The 15,929-nt window shown below is 41.4% G+C and carries 16 protein-coding genes; 9 read left to right on the top strand and 7 right to left on the bottom strand.

The window, feature by feature from the left end; genetic code table 11:
* Window positions 1-13: 13 nt before the first annotated feature.
* Window positions 14-883, top strand: coding sequence for a hypothetical protein (locus D8991_RS04060; protein ID WP_120488901.1), 870 nt, complete (start codon window positions 14-16; stop codon window positions 881-883).
* Here the strand turns inward: D8991_RS04060 and uvrA are convergent.
* Both uvrA and D8991_RS04050 read right to left on the bottom strand, forming a co-directional pair.
* Complete coding sequence (gene uvrA / locus D8991_RS04055) at window positions 878-3,685, bottom strand: excinuclease ABC subunit UvrA (protein ID WP_120488900.1); 2,808 nt, start codon at window positions 3,683-3,685, stop codon at window positions 878-880. The two genes, D8991_RS04060 and uvrA, sit on opposite strands and share 6 nt — an antisense overlap.
* Before the next feature lie 329 nt (window positions 3,686-4,014).
* Complete coding sequence (locus tag D8991_RS04050; protein WP_120488899.1) at window positions 4,015-4,551, bottom strand: thioredoxin family protein; 537 nt, start codon at window positions 4,549-4,551, stop codon at window positions 4,015-4,017.
* 84 nt (window positions 4,552-4,635) lie between these two features.
* On the opposite strand from D8991_RS04050, the gene D8991_RS04045 reads away from it, so the two are divergent.
* On the top strand, window positions 4,636-5,508 hold the full coding sequence (locus D8991_RS04045; RefSeq protein WP_120488898.1) for a lysophospholipid acyltransferase family protein: 873 nt from the start codon (window positions 4,636-4,638) through the stop codon (window positions 5,506-5,508).
* Window positions 5,509-5,529: 21 nt separating this feature from the next.
* Window positions 5,530-6,495: a glycosyltransferase family 2 protein gene (locus D8991_RS04040; RefSeq protein WP_120488897.1), complete on the top strand. Its 966-nt coding sequence runs from the start codon at window positions 5,530-5,532 to the stop codon at window positions 6,493-6,495.
* Here D8991_RS04040 and lipB read toward each other — a convergent pair.
* Both lipB and ribD read right to left on the bottom strand, forming a co-directional pair.
* A complete protein-coding gene (gene lipB, locus D8991_RS04035) occupies window positions 6,492-7,214 on the bottom strand; it encodes a lipoyl(octanoyl) transferase LipB (RefSeq protein ID WP_120488896.1) in 723 nt (240 codons plus the stop codon). The genes D8991_RS04040 and lipB overlap by 4 nt on opposite strands.
* 40 nt (window positions 7,215-7,254) lie before the next feature.
* Window positions 7,255-8,286: a bifunctional diaminohydroxyphosphoribosylaminopyrimidine deaminase/5-amino-6-(5-phosphoribosylamino)uracil reductase RibD gene (ribD, locus tag D8991_RS04030; protein WP_120488895.1), complete on the bottom strand. Its 1,032-nt coding sequence runs from the start codon at window positions 8,284-8,286 to the stop codon at window positions 7,255-7,257.
* A gap of 173 nt (window positions 8,287-8,459) precedes the next feature.
* Here ribD and D8991_RS04025 point away from each other — a divergent pair, with 173 nt between their 5' ends.
* On the top strand, window positions 8,460-9,794 hold the full coding sequence (locus tag D8991_RS04025; RefSeq protein WP_120488894.1) for a histidine kinase: 1,335 nt from the start codon (window positions 8,460-8,462) through the stop codon (window positions 9,792-9,794).
* A 99-nt stretch (window positions 9,795-9,893) separates the two neighbouring features.
* On the top strand, window positions 9,894-10,649 hold the full coding sequence (locus tag D8991_RS04020; RefSeq protein WP_120488893.1) for a LytR/AlgR family response regulator transcription factor: 756 nt from the start codon (window positions 9,894-9,896) through the stop codon (window positions 10,647-10,649).
* A gap of 391 nt (window positions 10,650-11,040) precedes the next feature.
* Here D8991_RS04020 and clpX read toward each other — a convergent pair whose 3' ends face one another.
* From clpX to greA, 3 genes are all read right to left on the bottom strand, one after another.
* Window positions 11,041-12,222, bottom strand: coding sequence for an ATP-dependent Clp protease ATP-binding subunit ClpX (gene clpX / locus D8991_RS04015; RefSeq protein ID WP_120488892.1), 1,182 nt, complete (start codon window positions 12,220-12,222; stop codon window positions 11,041-11,043).
* Between the two features lie 11 nt (window positions 12,223-12,233).
* On the bottom strand, window positions 12,234-12,623 hold the full coding sequence (locus D8991_RS04010; RefSeq protein ID WP_120488891.1) for an HIT family protein: 390 nt from the start codon (window positions 12,621-12,623) through the stop codon (window positions 12,234-12,236).
* An 84-nt stretch (window positions 12,624-12,707) separates the two neighbouring features.
* Window positions 12,708-13,178, bottom strand: a complete 471-nt coding sequence (greA, locus tag D8991_RS04005; protein WP_120489689.1) for a transcription elongation factor GreA — start codon at window positions 13,176-13,178, stop codon at window positions 12,708-12,710.
* 103 nt (window positions 13,179-13,281) lie between these two features.
* Between greA and D8991_RS04000 the strand changes: the two genes are divergently transcribed.
* From D8991_RS04000 to D8991_RS03985, 4 genes are all read left to right on the top strand, one after another.
* Window positions 13,282-13,737 carry a hypothetical protein gene (locus D8991_RS04000; RefSeq protein ID WP_245957174.1) on the top strand — a complete coding sequence of 152 codons (456 nt, stop codon included), beginning with the start codon at window positions 13,282-13,284 and terminating at the stop codon, window positions 13,735-13,737.
* Between the two features lie 12 nt (window positions 13,738-13,749).
* Window positions 13,750-14,064: a DUF4298 domain-containing protein gene (locus tag D8991_RS03995; RefSeq protein ID WP_120488890.1), complete on the top strand. Its 315-nt coding sequence runs from the start codon at window positions 13,750-13,752 to the stop codon at window positions 14,062-14,064.
* Window positions 14,065-14,072: 8 nt separating this feature from the next.
* The gene (locus D8991_RS03990; protein ID WP_120488889.1) at window positions 14,073-14,639 is read left to right on the top strand and encodes a DNA-3-methyladenine glycosylase I; all 567 of its coding nucleotides are present in this window, start codon (window positions 14,073-14,075) and stop codon (window positions 14,637-14,639) included.
* 71 nt (window positions 14,640-14,710) lie between these two features.
* Window positions 14,711-15,841, top strand: a complete 1,131-nt coding sequence (locus tag D8991_RS03985) for a DegT/DnrJ/EryC1/StrS family aminotransferase (RefSeq protein WP_120488888.1) — start codon at window positions 14,711-14,713, stop codon at window positions 15,839-15,841.
* Window positions 15,842-15,929 lie beyond the last annotated feature (88 nt).

Here is a 15,929-nt window from a genome sequence, read left to right as displayed (position 1 = left end):
AATCCTAAAACCGATGAAAAATATCATATCTATTATTCTGTTTGTAATTTCGGCTCTACTTTCTGCACAATCCGAGAAAAAATTCCCTTTAAAAAACTACTTTATAGCCCATTTACCCAATTCATTAGAAGAAACTTCGGGGCTTGATTTTTTCAATGGAGAGCTGTTTAGCTTTAATGACAGTGGGAATAGTTCAGAGCTGTTTAAAATCTCCCCCAAAACAGGAAAAATACTCAAAGTCTACCATCCAGACATTGTAAATAAAGACTGCGAAGCAATAACCAATGATGGACAACACATCTATATGGCGGATTTTGGGAATAATTTAGGGACAAGACAGGACCTCACTATCTACAAAATAAAGATGGAAGGCGATTCCCTGCAGTCCCCTATAGTAAAACTCCCTTTTTACTACCCCGAGCAAGAAGACTTTTCCCGCAATAACAGGAATACCGACTTTGATGCCGAATCCATCATCTACCATAAAGGGAAACTGCACATCTTTACTAAAGAATGGAAATCCAAAAACACCACCCACTATACCATAGATCCCAACAATACTGAAAAGCAAGCTGCAGAAAAATTGGAGAGCTTTCCTATCGGTTTTGTAGCAACCGATGCTGCTTACTACAATGGAAGACTCTATATCGTAGGCTATACCAAAAGTCTGCGAGCCTTTCTTTACATCTTTGAAGAAAACTCTGATGGACTCTTCTTCCAAGGGAAAAATGAAAAATATACCCTTGGAGGAGTGCTTACCGTAGGTCAAATAGAAGGAATAGCCGTAGACGACAGCGGTATCTACCTCTCTGGAGAAAAATTTAAAGTTCCTGTAAAACTAATAAAGCAAAGCCTATACTTTATACCTGCTACAGATTTATAGTTTACTACTTAAAACTAATAATTTATCGGCTATATATTTTGCGGTGTGGGAGAGGCTGCAAGTCGCCAAGTCCTCAGGAGTGCCACAGAAGATGATTTCTCCGCCATTTTTTCCTGCCTCAGGCCCGATGTCTATCACCCAATCGGCGGACTTAATAATATCGGGCTGGTGCTCGATGACGAGTACCGAATGCCCGAGCTCTATAAGGGATTGGAGGGATTTCATCAACTTATTAATATCATGGAAGTGTAGCCCTGTGGAAGGCTCATCAAAGACGAAGAGGGTCTTTTCAGTTGCACTTCCTTTTACAAGAAAAGAAGCGAGCTTCATCCGCTGTGCCTCACCACCAGAGAGCGTAGAGGAGCTTTGCCCGAGCTGTAAGTATCCGAGACCTACATCTTGCAAAGGTCTGAGCTTAGATACGATTTTAGCCTCTCTGTTTTTCTCAAAGAAATCTATCGCTTCATCTATCGTCATATGGAGGATGTCGGCAATATTTTTCTCATCAAATTTCACTTCCAGTATCTCGCTTTTGAATCTACTTCCATGGCAAGTTTCGCATACCAGCTCTATATCTGCCATAAACTGCATAGATACGGTGGTTACGCCTTCGCCTTTGCATTCATTACACCTCCCGCCATCTACATTAAAGGAGAAGTGCTTGGGCTGCAGCTTGAGATGCTTCGCCAGTTTCTGCCGAGAGAAGAGCTCCCTTATCTCATCGTATGCCTTTAAGTAGGTTACAGGATTGGAGCGAGATGATTTACCGATGGGGTTCTGGTCTATAAGCTCGATGTGCTGAACTAAGGATTTCGGGAAATCTACGCTGTCGTAATCTCCTTTTTTTCCTCCCATCCCGAGCTGTATCTGTATATCATTTACTAGGACTTCTTTCATCAGGGTAGATTTCCCAGAGCCCGACACCCCAGAGACTACCACCAAGCACTCGAGCGGTATATCTACACTGATGTTTTTAAGGTTGTTCTGCCTTGCGCCTCGTATTTGTATAAAGTTTTTTGGAGCGCGCCTTAGCTCTGGAGTTTTTATTTGTAGCTTTCCTGTGAGGTAATTTGCGGTGAGGGTATCTGCCGTTTTCAATTCCTCAAACGCACCTGCGAAGACCAATTCTCCCCCCAAATATCCTGCCTCTGGACCGATGTCTATAATGTAGTCGGCAGCTTTCATTACATCTTCATCGTGCTCTACGACAATGACTGTGTTTCCCAAATCTCTGAGCTGCTTGAGGACACCGATGAGGTTTTCGGTATCGCGAGAGTGCAGCCCGATGGACGGCTCATCGAGAATGTAGATGGAACCCACGAGCGAGCTCCCCAAACTCGTTGCGAGATTTATCCTCTGGCTCTCTCCGCCCGAAAGGGTATTGGAATTTCGGTTGAGGCTAAGGTATCCGAGCCCTACTCTATTGAGAAACTCAAGGCGAGAGGTGATTTCGTATATCAATCTCTTGGCTACGCTCTCCTCGTATGGGGTAAGTTTAAGGTTTTTAATAAGCGGGAGGAGCTCATCGAGGGGGAGGTCTATGAGCGATTGTATATTTCGCCCGTCAATTTTTACCCATTCGGTTTCTTTTCTCAGTCTGAGCCCCCCACAGTCTTGGCAGAGGGTTTTTCCTCTGTATCTTGCGAGCATTACTCGGTACTGTATCTTGTAAAGATTCTCTTCGAGCATTCGGAAGAGGTTGTCTATGCAGGGGAATCGCCTCTCGCCATTGCCTCTCCAGAGGAGGTGCTTTTGCTCCTTCGTTAGTTGGTAATACGGCTTATGAATAGGGAAATCCGCTACTTGCTTAATGAACTCGCGCTTCCACTCGCTCATTGTCTCGCCTTTCCAAGGGGCTACGGCATCTTCAAAGACCGAAAGCATCTTGTTGGGAACCACCAAATCTTCGTCTATACCGATGATTTTCCCGTATCCCTCGCAGGTAGGGCAAGCGCCGTAAGGATTATTAAAGCTGAAAAAATGCACATTAGGCTCTAAGAAACTGATACCATCTGCCTCAAACTTGTTTGAAAACTCTTTTATGCTTCCACTCTCGGTATTTTTTAATGAACAGGAGCCCCTACCTTCGTAAAATGCCATCTGCACCGAATCGGCAAGCCTTTGCAGGAAGCTCTCATCCTCCTCATAAGTAAATCTATCGATGACGAGCTGAATATCCATCCCCTCCTCTGGGATAAATCCAAAGCTCTCCAAATCTTCTATCCCAGCAATATTACCGCTAACCTCCAAGCGGGTGAATCCCGATATTTTCAGCGTGTTGAGCATCTCTTTAAAGCCATCAACACTATACTCCAAAGGGCTGCGGAGAAGAAAAGAGGTGTTTTTAGGAGAGGCTTTTATGAAGTCTATCACATCGCTTACGCTGTCCTTCTTCACTTCCTCCCCAGAAATTGGCGAGTAGGTTCTGCCAATCCTCGCAAAGAGGAGCTTGAGGTAATCATACACCTCAGTAGAAGTACCCACCGTAGAACGCGGATTGGAGGAAATTACCTTCTGCTGAATGGCGATAGACGGAGCCAATCCCTTAATATCATCTACCTTCGGCTTTTCCAGCTTCCCGAGAAACTGCCGAGCGTAGGAGCTAAGGCTCTCCACATAGCGCCTCTGCCCCTCAGCATAAACCGTATCAAATGCCAATGAAGACTTGCCACTCCCCGAAACGCCCGTAATAACGACCAATTTATTCTTCGGAATCCTCACATCTATATTCTTTAAGTTGTTAAGATGTGCATTCTTCACAAAAATCTCTTTCCTGATATCTATCTCTCTTTCCTGACTCATAAAAAATCTTTATTCCTTCTATTTGGAATAAAAACCCTGCAAAATTACAGAAAAATAATAAGCATCATAGCTGATGAGGCTCTTAGTACTCAAAATAAGGTTTAAAATTCTCCACTGAAGTGTTTTTGGTCTCGGACAAGCAATTATACCGCTCCGAAACTCTGCACAGCTTATCTGACTTTTGTAGAAAAAAATACCTCGCCAGCTACGGTGTAAGTACTCCCCATGCGAGTAGGTACCTCACCGGCTACGATGTTTTCTCAGTTTAGTAAAACCACCTAAGGGGAGAGCTTATGCTCAATTATATGGGGAAAAAGCGGTAGTATTGCCTACCGCGTACTGCCTATAGCATACTGCAAAAGAAAGTCTTTTACCTTCTCGAAATCGTAGCTATTGGCACCATCCTCAAGTACGGAGCTGTCTTGAATGTGGATTAGCTTACCGTATTTATCTAAAATAATGAAAACAGGGAAGCCGTATTTATCCTGAGGATTGCCGTAGGAGGCAAAGATATCAGCATTTTTATTCTCGCGAGAATAGTTCAAATGATAGTAGAGGTAGTTTTCATCTACCAGTTTTTTCAGCTCGGGATTGTTTTGTATGTATTGATGAAACCTCAGGCACCAGATACACCAATTGCCACCGCCCTGAATCAGAATGTTCTTGTTTTCGGTTTTGGCTTTCTTTACCAGCGCTGCGATTTTCTGCTTAGCATTTTCATTAGGATTGTAAGGCTTATCGAATTTCTGCTGTTTCTGAGAAGTGGATGGGTCTTTAGCCCCGTCTTTAATCTGTGCAAAAGAGAAAGAAGCCCCTGCAAAAAGGAGGAAAGCAGCAACTGAGGTTTTAAGAATATTTATACTCATCTCATTAAAATTTGCGCCAAATATAAAGAAATCACCCTAAAGAAAGTTTTTAACCGATGATATTATTTTTACTTTTGCACCGAAATGAAACTTATCCTAATACTTCTACGACTGATATCAAGACTCCCTCTTCGAGTGCTTTATGTATTTTCGGATATCATCTTTTTTCTGAATTATTATATCATCGGTTATAGAAAAAAGGTGGTGCTAGACAATCTGAGGAACTCGTTTCCCGAAAAGACCGAAGCCGAAATAAAAGCGATACGAAAACAGTTCTTCCGCAACTTCTCAGACTATATCGTGGAGACCTTAAAAGCGATGACCATTAGCGAAACGGAGCTTAGGGTAAGGGTACAGCACATTAATCAGGAAGTATTTTATGAGGCTCTTGATGAGAAGAGAAACATCATCCTCCTTACAGGGCATATTTTTAATTGGGAATGGATTATTGCTCTTGCATCGGTGATTCCGCAGAAGAATTGCCATCCTGTTTATAAGAAAATCAATAATAGTTTCTGGGAAGAGCAGATGGTGAAGATTAGGAACAAGTTCGGAAACCAATCCTTAGAAACGAATGATGTGCTGAGAAATATTCTGCGCACCCCAAATGATGGAAATACCGCCTATATGTTCGTTGCCGACCAATCTCCTTTTGTGGCAAATGTAGATGTAGGAACGATTTTCCTTCATCAGAAAACTCCTGTATTTATTGGGTACGACAGGCTCTCCACAAAAATGAATCTCGCCTTTATCTACTGCGATATGAAGAAGGTAAAGAGAGGTTTTTACCAAGTGAATTATTATAGAATCTACCCTGATGAGGAGAAATTCACCGAGCTGGAAGTCGTGAAGAAATTCCACATCCTATTGGAAGAGACAATAAAGAAAAACCCCGACAATTATCTCTGGTCTCACAAGCGCTGGAAGTATGCGCACGCCATTAAAAGGATTATTTAACCCTAAAACCTCCCTCCGAAAATGAAAACTGCCGTAGCAATACTCAACTATAATGGAAAAAACTGGCTGGAAACCTTCCTACCCACTGTAATAAAGCACTCGCACGGGTATGAGGTCTATGTTATAGACAATCAATCTAATGATAACTCTGTAGATTTCGTAAAAGAGCATTTCCCAGAGGTGAAAATCATTATCAATGCTGCCAATTACGGCTTTGCAAAGGGATATAACGAAGGATTAAAGCAGATTGATGCTGAGATATACTGTCTGCTCAACTCTGATGTGGAGGTTACAGAAGGGTGGATAGATTCGGTGCTGGAAGTTTTTCAATCTGATGAGAATATTGCTGTCGTACAGCCTAAAATACTGTCTTATTACGAGCGAGACAGTTTTGAATTTGCTGGCGGAGCAGGTGGTTTAATGGATAACCTTGGCTATCCCTACTGCCGAGGGCGAATATTTGACAAAACAGAGAAAGATAACGGTCAGTATGATGATATTTCCGAGATATTTTGGGCATCGGGCTGTGCTTTTTTCATCCGTGCAGATGTATTCTGGGAGCAACAACAAGGCTTTGATGAAAGATACTTCGCTCACCAAGAAGAAATAGACCTCTGCTGGAGAATTATCAACTCTGGAAAAAAGATATTCTACACCTATAAATCTGTGGTCTATCACATAGGAGGCGCTACCCTTGCCAAAGAGAATCCGCACAAAACTTATCTCAATTTCAGGAATAATCTTAGCACCTTGCTCAAAAATCTTCCTTTCCCAAAGCTCCTTTGGGTCATTTTCCTCAGGCTTTGCTTAGATGGCATTGCAGGTCTTTATCTCGGGATTAAAATCGGCTTTTCTCACACTTGGGCGGTCATAAGGGCGCACTTTGCTTTCTATGCAGAGGCTATAAATACAATCAAGCGGAGGGGGAAACACCAAACGGCGAACTACTACCAAACGAAATGGCTCATATTTAAGAAAAAGTTTTAGATAATTTCGGCATCAAAGACCTCTTCAAAATGCCTTTTGATGTGATTTTTCACGCCCGCAACCTCTTCTGAGGAAAGAATTCCACCCAGCTCACGATGGAGCGATGCCACCGCCTTATCTTTTATCCCACACGGAATAATGTACTCAAAATACTTTAAATCGGTATTCACATTAAGGGCAAAGCCGTGCATTGTAACCCATCTTGACGCCTTCACTCCCATTGCGCAAATCTTACGAGCGTACGGCTTACCGACATCCAGCCATACTCCCGTCTCTCCTTTGCTCCTCTCGCCTTTCAAGCCATACTCGGCAATGGTTTTAATGATAACTTCTTCCAGATTTCTCATATAAAGATGGATATCTGACTTAAAATTATCCAAATCCAAGATAGGATAGCCCACAATCTGCCCATAGCCGTGGTAAGTAATATCTCCGCCTCTGTTCGTCTTCACATAGGAAGCGTTAATCTCCTTCAGTTTCTCCTCATTAGCGAGCATATTCTGCTCATCTCCTGATTTCCCGAGGGTATAGATATGGGGGTGCTCCACAAAGAGGAGGTGGTTCGGTGTTTGAATACGAGCGCGCTCTTCTCTATCTCTATTTTTTATTTTCAGGTCTATAATCCCCTGCATTAGGTTTTCTTGGTAGGAGAATGCCTCCGCATAATCCATTATTCCCAAGTCTTTAAACTGAACTTTTTTATTTTGAATCACTGACATAGGCATAATTTAAGGCATCAAATCTACAAATTAAATCAATCTACGAATGATGATTTCTATAAAATCGTACGAGATTATCTCTCAAGCGCTCTTCTTTATAAGGTACAAAGCTAAAATCAGGCGCTTTTGTCCCATTATCAAGGTATAATGAAGGATTACTAATCACCACAGCCTCATCCCAGAGGTTATGCGAGATAAACTCGCCCAAAGTAAAACCGCCCCCTTCTACCAGTATGGATTGTATTTGCAGCTGATAAAGCGCCTCCATCATCTCCTCCAAAAGCCTCGTTTTATCTTGAATGCGCACATAGAGAATATTATTTTCCCCGCCTTCTTTTTGGGAGTTAAAGACAATGGTCTCTGCTTCATCGTTGAAAATATTAAAGTCTCGGGGTACTTTTAGGTCAAGGTCAATCAGCAGGCGAATCGGACTACGCCCAACAACCTCGCGAGTCGTAAGGCTCGGATTATCACCAAGCGCCGTCTGAGTTCCCACCAATATCGCTTGTTCCTCACTCCTCATCCGATGTACCCACTGCTTTGAAAGCCCATTGCTAATACTAAACGGCTGATAATCCTTATCCAAAAAACCATCTGCACTGCTCGCCCACTTTAAAGTAATATACGGGCGCCTCTTGGAATGGTAAGTAAAGAACCTTTTATTGAGCTCCCAACACTCCGCCTCGAGAAGGGGGGAACAAACCTCTATCCCAGCGGCTTCGAGGAGGGCTTTCCCTCGACCATTTACACGCTCATTAATATCCATCGCACCAATAACTACCCTTTTAAAGCCTATCTCTTTAATTGCCTCAGCACAAGGCGGCGTTCTACCAAAATGCGAGCACGGTTCTAAGGACACATACAAGGTAGATTCTGGAAGCAGCCCCTTATCCCTTACCGAACGAATGGCGTTAATCTCCGCGTGCGGCTCTCCCGCCCTTTCATGGAAACCCTCACCGATAATTTTCCCATTATGCACAATCACGCTCCCTACCAAAGGGTTCGGGTAGGTATTTCCCACAGCAATCTGCGCAAGTTCTATACATCTTCGGAGGTAGTCTTCGTCTTTCATCGCTTATTTATCTAGGCAAAAATAAAAATATTCAGTTAAAAATCACTTGAAATCACTAATTAATCAACAAAAACCACCTTTCAGTAAGGAAAACCTACCTTTCGGTAAATAATTTTTCCAATAGCGACAGGGAGTTTCTATCTTTGAACCATAAAATTATTAAAACCAACCGTATGAACCGCTCTTATCCCAACAAAACACTCTCATTTTCCCTGTTTTTCCTTAGCATTAGCAGTATTTTCCTCTATTATATGCTCCCGAACCTCTTTTTAGGCATACCACACTCGGAATCTTTCTATCTTACCGCGATATATTCTGTGGGATATACCTTTGCAAACGCCCTCCTCTACAATTTTTTAGATGAAAAACACCCTTGGAGCCCTCGTTTTCAGCTAAGATTCCTTCTTAGCATCATCAGCATCATCATCGTCAATACTTTTATCACCTATGCCCTTCATTTTTCGTATCTCGTTCTTTATAAAGGGGGTAGCGCGGAGGATATATTCAACCTTAACCGCTTCAATCTGCTTTGCATCTGGGGAATCACCATCATCGCCCTTTTCTATCACGGATTTGATTACCTCAAAAGCCTAAAACATCGGGTAGAGCGAAAGCTAAGCCAGCAAAAAATCATTGCGCACTCCGCCGATGCAAGGTATCAAAGCCTTAAAAACCAGCTAGACCCCCATTTCCTGTTTAATTCCCTCAATGTCCTCAGCTCGCTCGTAGAAGAAAACCCAAGCCAAGCGCAAAACTTCATCCATTTGCTTTCAAAAACCTACCGATACATCTTAGAACAGAAGGATAAAGACCTTATCTCCGTAGGGGACGAGCTCAGCTTTGCAGAAACCTACTGCCAGCTCCTCAAAATGCGGTTTGAAGAGAGCATCAGCCTGTCTTTCGAGCTCGAGGAAGGCATAAAAAACCACCTACTCGTCCCACTATCGCTCCAGCTGCTATTAGAAAACGCCATCAAACACAATTATGCCTCTGTGCAATCACCATTACACATAAAAATCTACTCAGACTCCGATAATTTTTTAGTCGTAGAGAACAATTTCCAGCCTAGAGCAACCAATGCATCAAAAACAGGCATAGGATTACAAAACATCATCCAACGCTATGCAATCCTCACCGATAAACCCGTACAAATCGAAAGAAATACACAGCATTTTAAAGTAAAAATCCCGATACTAACCCTAAAAAATAAGATTATGGACAAAAATTTTGAAACCAAAGACCAAGCGCGACGAAAAGCAGAGAGAAAAGCCGCCGCTCTCACTGATTTCTACGGAAATCTCATCAGCTATGCCCTCATTATCCCCACATTGTTCCTCATCAATTGGCTTACATTGCCTAAATATTGGTGGGCGGTATGGCCAGCCATCGGCTGGGGGCTCGGTTTAGCCATTCACGCGGTAAAAACCCTCTATATTACCAGCAATTGGGAGGAAAAACAAGTGCAAAAATTCCTAAAAGAAGACGAAAAACTCCACCCAAAACACTAATTCCTCCCCTATCAAATGAAATACTGAGCTTATAAAGGCTCGGTATTTCATTTTATCCTTATTTTTGGAGAGCAAAAAACATTTATAAAAGTAAAAACAATGAAAGAAAAGACAAAAACACTCATTATAGAAGACGAAAAACCCGCTGCTCGCCACCTGTCGCGAATGCTTTCCGAGCGGAGAGATATAGAACTCATCGGGATTGTACATTCCGTAAAAGAAGGTCTCAATTTCCTTAAAAATCAAAGCCAACCAGACCTTATCTTTGCCGATATCGTGCTTGGAGATGGGCTATCCTTTGATATTTTCGAGAAAACTGAGCTCCGAAGCTTCATCATCTACACTACGGCGTTTGATAATTACACCCTAAGAGCCTTCAAACTCAATTCGGTCGACTATCTCCTCAAACCGATAACCAAAGAAGAGCTCCATACTGCCATAGAAAAATATCATCGCTTTTCGCCTAAAGCACAGCACTATGAGAACCTTAATTTCTCATCAATGATTGCAACAGAGGCACCAAAAATCTCGCGGATTTTATCCAAAACGGGAACCAACTTAAAAATAATCCCCACCAGCGATATCTCTTTTTTCTATTCTGAAAACAAAATCGTCTATGCGCAAACGAAAGAGCGCTCCTACCCTACAGATTTCTCCCTTGATGAGCTTGAAAACAACCTCCCCTCACCATCCTTTTTCAGAATCAATCGGCAGACTATCATCCATATCCATTTTATTAAAAACATCTGTACATCGCCTACTTATAGCGTTCAAATGCTCTACTCCCTCGATCCACATCTCTCCATAAGCCGCGATAGAATTAATGACTTTAAAAACTGGCTCACCCAAAGCTAATCCCTCCCCACCATAAGAGGGATTTCTTTTTCTATTTTCTCTCCATCGGGCATCCTCATTAGTAGTAATATTTTTTACCTCTAAACCCAAAACTCTTTCCACAGCGAATGTTAGCTCTATTGTACCGCGAAAAAATCATATTGTAACGCAAAGAAACGAGATTGTAACGATAAAAAACAGTATTGTAACGCGAAGAAATGGGATTGTAACGCGAAAAAATGACATTGTAATGCGAAGAAATGGAATTGTAACGCTAAAAAATCATATTGTAACACAAAGAAATCATATTGTAATAATTCTACTAAAATCCCTGAAAAATAGAGCAATAAAAAACCTCTTCTTGTACAAGAAGAGGTTCACTAATGAAACAGACTTTATAACTAAAGTATTTCTAATTGCTTTCTTTATTGCCCGTAAGTATAATTTCTTTCTGCTCGCCTATGCTAAACATATAATCCTCTAAAACTTTTTCCGTCGTTCCTCTAAGACCCCTCGCCCCAAGACCTTTTTCCATCGTTTCATCTACAATGGATTCTACCGCTTCATCGCTAAACACTAGGTTGATACCATCCATTCTGAAAAGCTCTACGAACTGGTTTACAATAGAGTTCTTTGGTTCTTTCATAATTCTAACCATCGTTTCTCTCGTTAGCTTATCGAGGTGCGTGATAATAGGGAACCGTCCCAAAAGCTCAGGAATAAGCCCAAAGCTCCTCAGATCTATTGCGTTGATTTTGCTGAGGATATCCTCTTCCTCCTCTGCTGCATTTAGCTTCTCAGAACTAAAACCTATTGCCTGCTTATTAAGCCTTCGTTCAATGATTTCTCGTATCCCATCAAACGCGCCTCCAGCTATAAAAAGTATGTTCTGGGTGTTTACCTGTATGTACTTCTGGTCGGGATGCTTCCTGCCCCCCTGAGGTGGCACATTTACAATGCTGCCTTCCAATAGTTTTAGGAGCCCTTGCTGTACCCCCTCCCCCGACACATCTCGGGTAAGGCTCGGATTATCAGACTTTCTGGCTATTTTATCTATCTCATCGATGAAAACAATTCCCCTTTCTGCTTTTTCCACATCATAATCCGCAACCATCAGTAGGCGAGAGAGTATGCTCTCCACATCCTCCCCTACATACCCTGCCTCTGTGAGTATAGTGGCATCTACTATACAGAATGGCACATTGAGCTCGCGAGCAATCGTCTTCGCAAGGAGGGTTTTCCCTGTTCCCGTTTCGCCAATCATTATGATGTTAGACTTTTCAATTTCCACTTCTCGGTCCTCATTCTGAGCGTGTAAAAGCCTCTTATAATGATTATACACAGCTATTGAGAGCTGCTTCTTTGCTTGGTCTTGCCCGATGACATATTGGTCTAAAAACGCCTTTATTTCCTTAGGTTTTTTAAGATTTTCAAGGATTTGCGCTGATTCTGCAGAATTTTGAACCGCATTTTCCTTCACGATAGAATGCGCCTGCTCTATACAATTCTCACAGATATAACCATTCTGCCCAGAGATGAGCATTTTCACCTGCTCTCTATGCCTCCCGCAGAACGAACATTGGTTTGGATTCATAAACTTACTGACTAATTATTTTTAATCTTTTCGGCAATTGCTGTATATTCCTCTGGTGTGAATTTCAACCTTTTATTGCTAAAATTAAGGTCGTCCATCTCGCTTATCGGAACCAAATGAATATGCGCGTGTGGCACTTCTATGCCCACTACAGCTACAGCAATGCGCTTCCCTGGATAGGTTTTCTCTAATTTCTTTGCTACCTGCTGAGCAAACGCCCAAAGCCTCTGATGCTTTTCGGTATCCAAATCAAAGATAAAGTCTATTTCCTCCTTCGGAATAACGAGCGTATGCCCCTCTACCAAAGGCATAGCATCCAAAAAGGATAGAAATTCGCCATCTTCGGCTACCTTGTAAGACAGTATTTCTCCTCTTACAATTTTAGTGAATATTGAACTCATAACGATTCTTTTTAATATTTAAAAACCTTGTTTTAATACTTGAAAACCTTATTCTTTTAGCAATAAGTTTTCAAAAAAAACAGACTAAAGTGTAATTTCTAATACCTCAAAGGAGAGTTTATTGCCATTAGGGAGGAGAATTTCTGCCGTCTCCCCTACTTCCTTACCGAGCAAGCCTTTTGCGATAGGAGTATTCACAGATATTTTGCCCGCTTTCAGATCGCTTTCATTATCGGGAACAAGGGTGAATTTCTGCTCCTGTTTTGTAGCATTATTCTTCAATCTTACGGTCATCAGTATAGATACTTTGGAGGTATCCAGCTGAGACTCATCTATCACTTTTGAAGTTGCAATGGCATCTTTCAGCTTGGAGATTTTCATTTCCAGCATACCTTGTGCCTCCTTTGCAGCATCGTACTCCGCATTTTCAGAGAGGTCTCCCTTGTCTCTTGCTTCTGCAATCTGTTGAGTTATTTTAGGTCTCTCAACACTTTCCAAATGTTCCAATTCGGCTTTCATTTTCTCTAAGCCTTCTTTAGTTACATATGTTGCCATAATAAAGTTAATTTTAACAATGAATATAAAAAAATAATCCGACATTTGCCGGACAATGTTTGTATATGATTTTCGTTATGCAAATATATAATATTTTTTGAATATGAAAAGACATTCCTCTCTAATTCTCTTTTTTATAAGTCTTATATTTTGTACTTTCAGCCTTCATTCGTGCAAAGACAGAGATGGTACCGTGAGTTGCTTCCCAAAACAGTATATTAATTTCAATCTGGATTTAAACTTCCCCAGCTATAATTCCCTTCAGCACGCGGGGAATTGGCTTTATATAGATATAGATGGTAGTGGTACAAAAGGTGTTATTATCTACAATAAAGGTACAGAGTTTAAAATCTATGACCGCAATGCTCCTCACCTCTGCCCAGATGAAAATACCACATTAGAAGTGATTCGAGATTCATCGGGTTTTAATAAAATCCATTGCAAAAAAGATAATTCAGAATGGCTTTTAGAGACTGGCGAACCATTAAAAAACACACAAGTCCCTCCCAAGACTTACCGATATACTTTTGAAAATAATATACTAACAGTCTATAATTAAAGGAATAAAAAAATGCAAAACCTTAACGAAAGGATGGAGAATATTACAGAAATGGAAAATATTCTCAATAAAATGAATGACTTAATGAGCCGATTAGAAACCCTGCACCAAGAGTGGAAAGATGCTCAACCCAATTTTGAGAAATTGCTCAACTATTACGAAGGTGAACAGTGGCAAGCGGACTATGAGGCTTATGAAGAAGGGCTTTTCCCTCAGGATTTCCCCTGTGGAGTGCTTAGCGAAGATGCTGTTTTTGACCTTGTGAGTAGCCAGCACTCTGCCGCCCTTGATGCCATAAAACTTTCAGCAGATATACTAACGAAATAAATCAAACTTTGGAAAAGAAAATACGCTGCCAATGGTGCGAGAAAGACCATCTCTACCGAAACTATCACGACAACGAATGGGGCAAACCCGTTTATAATGATGAAACCCTCTTCGAGTTTCTCACCCTTGAGAGCTTCCAAGCGGGGCTTAGCTGGTACACAATCCTCGTGAAAAGAGAAGGCTTTCGAGAGGCTTTTGATAACTTCAATTATCATAAAATCGCGAAATACAGCGAGCAAAAAGTAGAAGAACTCCTCAATGATTCTCGGATTGTAAAAAACAGACTCAAAATCTTCGCTACAATAAATAATGCTCAAAAATTTATAGAGGTGCAAAAAGACTTCGGGAGTTTCTCAAACTATATCTGGGCATTTATAGGTGGGCAGCCGATAGATAATCATCCGAAAGAGTTAAAAGATATCCCAGCAACTACGGCTATTTCTGATAAAATTTCTAAAGATTTGAAGAAAAGGGGCTTTAAGTTTTTAGGCTCTACGACTATTTATGCCTTTATGCAGGCTGTAGGGATGGTAAATGACCATATAGCCAACTGCTTCACAAGAGAGAGAGGTTAGTTTCTGCTAAAATCTCACTTAAAAATCCTTCCAATTCGGTAGAAAGTCTTAATTTTACGCAAATTTTTTATATGAAAAAGATTCAGATGGTTGACTTGCAAAGTCAATATTTCAAAATAAAAAATGAAGTAGATAATGCCGTACTCAATGTAATGGAGTCGGCACAATTCATTAATGGTCAAGAGGTAAAATTCTTCCAAAAAGAGTTGGAAGAATACCTCGGAGTGAAAAATGTAATCCCTTGTGCCAACGGTACAGATGCCCTGCAAATTGCACTAATGGCATTGGACTTGGAAGAAGGCGATGAAGTCATCACTGCTGATTTTACCTTTGCAGCAACAGTGGAGGTTATCCATTTATTAAAACTCAAAGCTGTACTTGTAGATGTGGATTATGATACCTTTACCATCAGTCCAGATCGAATTCGGCAAGCGATTACCCCAAAGACAAAGGCAATTATCCCTGTTCATCTCTTTGGGCAATGTGCTAATATGGAGGAGATTTTAAAGATTGCCAAAGAACATAACCTTTTCGTGATAGAGGATAATGCTCAGGCGATAGGTGCGGAATATACTTTCAGCGACGGCAGAGTGAAGAAATCCGGTACTATGGGTACGGTAGGGACTACTTCATTCTTCCCGTCTAAAAATTTGGGTTGCTATGGTGATGGCGGAGCTATTTTCACCGATGATGATGACCTTGCCCACAGGTTGAGAGGAATTGTAAATCACGGAATGTATGAGCGGTATTACCACGATGAAGTGGGGGTAAATTCGAGGTTAGACAGCATCCAAGCAGCGGTTCTAAGGAAGAAACTCCCTCACCTGAATGCGTATAACGAAGCCCGTGCAAAGGCGGCAAACTATTACAATGAGGCATTTAGCAACCATCCTCTTATCCTCACCCCAAAACAAGCCGAATATACCACCCACGCCTATCATCAGTACACTCTCAGGATACTCAATGGCAAGAGAAATGAGCTCCAAAGCTACCTTGCAGAGAAGGAAATCCCTGCAATGATTTACTACCCCGTAGCACTAAGGAAGCAGAAGGCATATTACCAAGAAAGCAATGATGCAGACTTCATCAATACCGATAAGCTCTTGAACGAAGTAATTTCTCTGCCAATGCACACCGAGCTGGATGAGGAACAACTAAAATACATTACAGAATCCGTTCTGGAATTTGTAAACAAAAGCTAACAATTATTAACTTTTTCACATCTATGAAGCAAGGGCATCTTAATCCAATTGCTTTCTGTGCTATGATGGGTATTATTAATGACAAATA

It is taken from the genome of Bergeyella cardium, from assembly GCF_003614945.1.
Taxonomy (GTDB): Bacteria; Bacteroidota; Bacteroidia; order Flavobacteriales; family Weeksellaceae; genus Bergeyella_A; species Bergeyella_A cardium.
The sequence above is the reverse complement of the archived record's forward strand: the minus strand, read 5'-3'. Positions and strand labels throughout refer to the sequence as shown.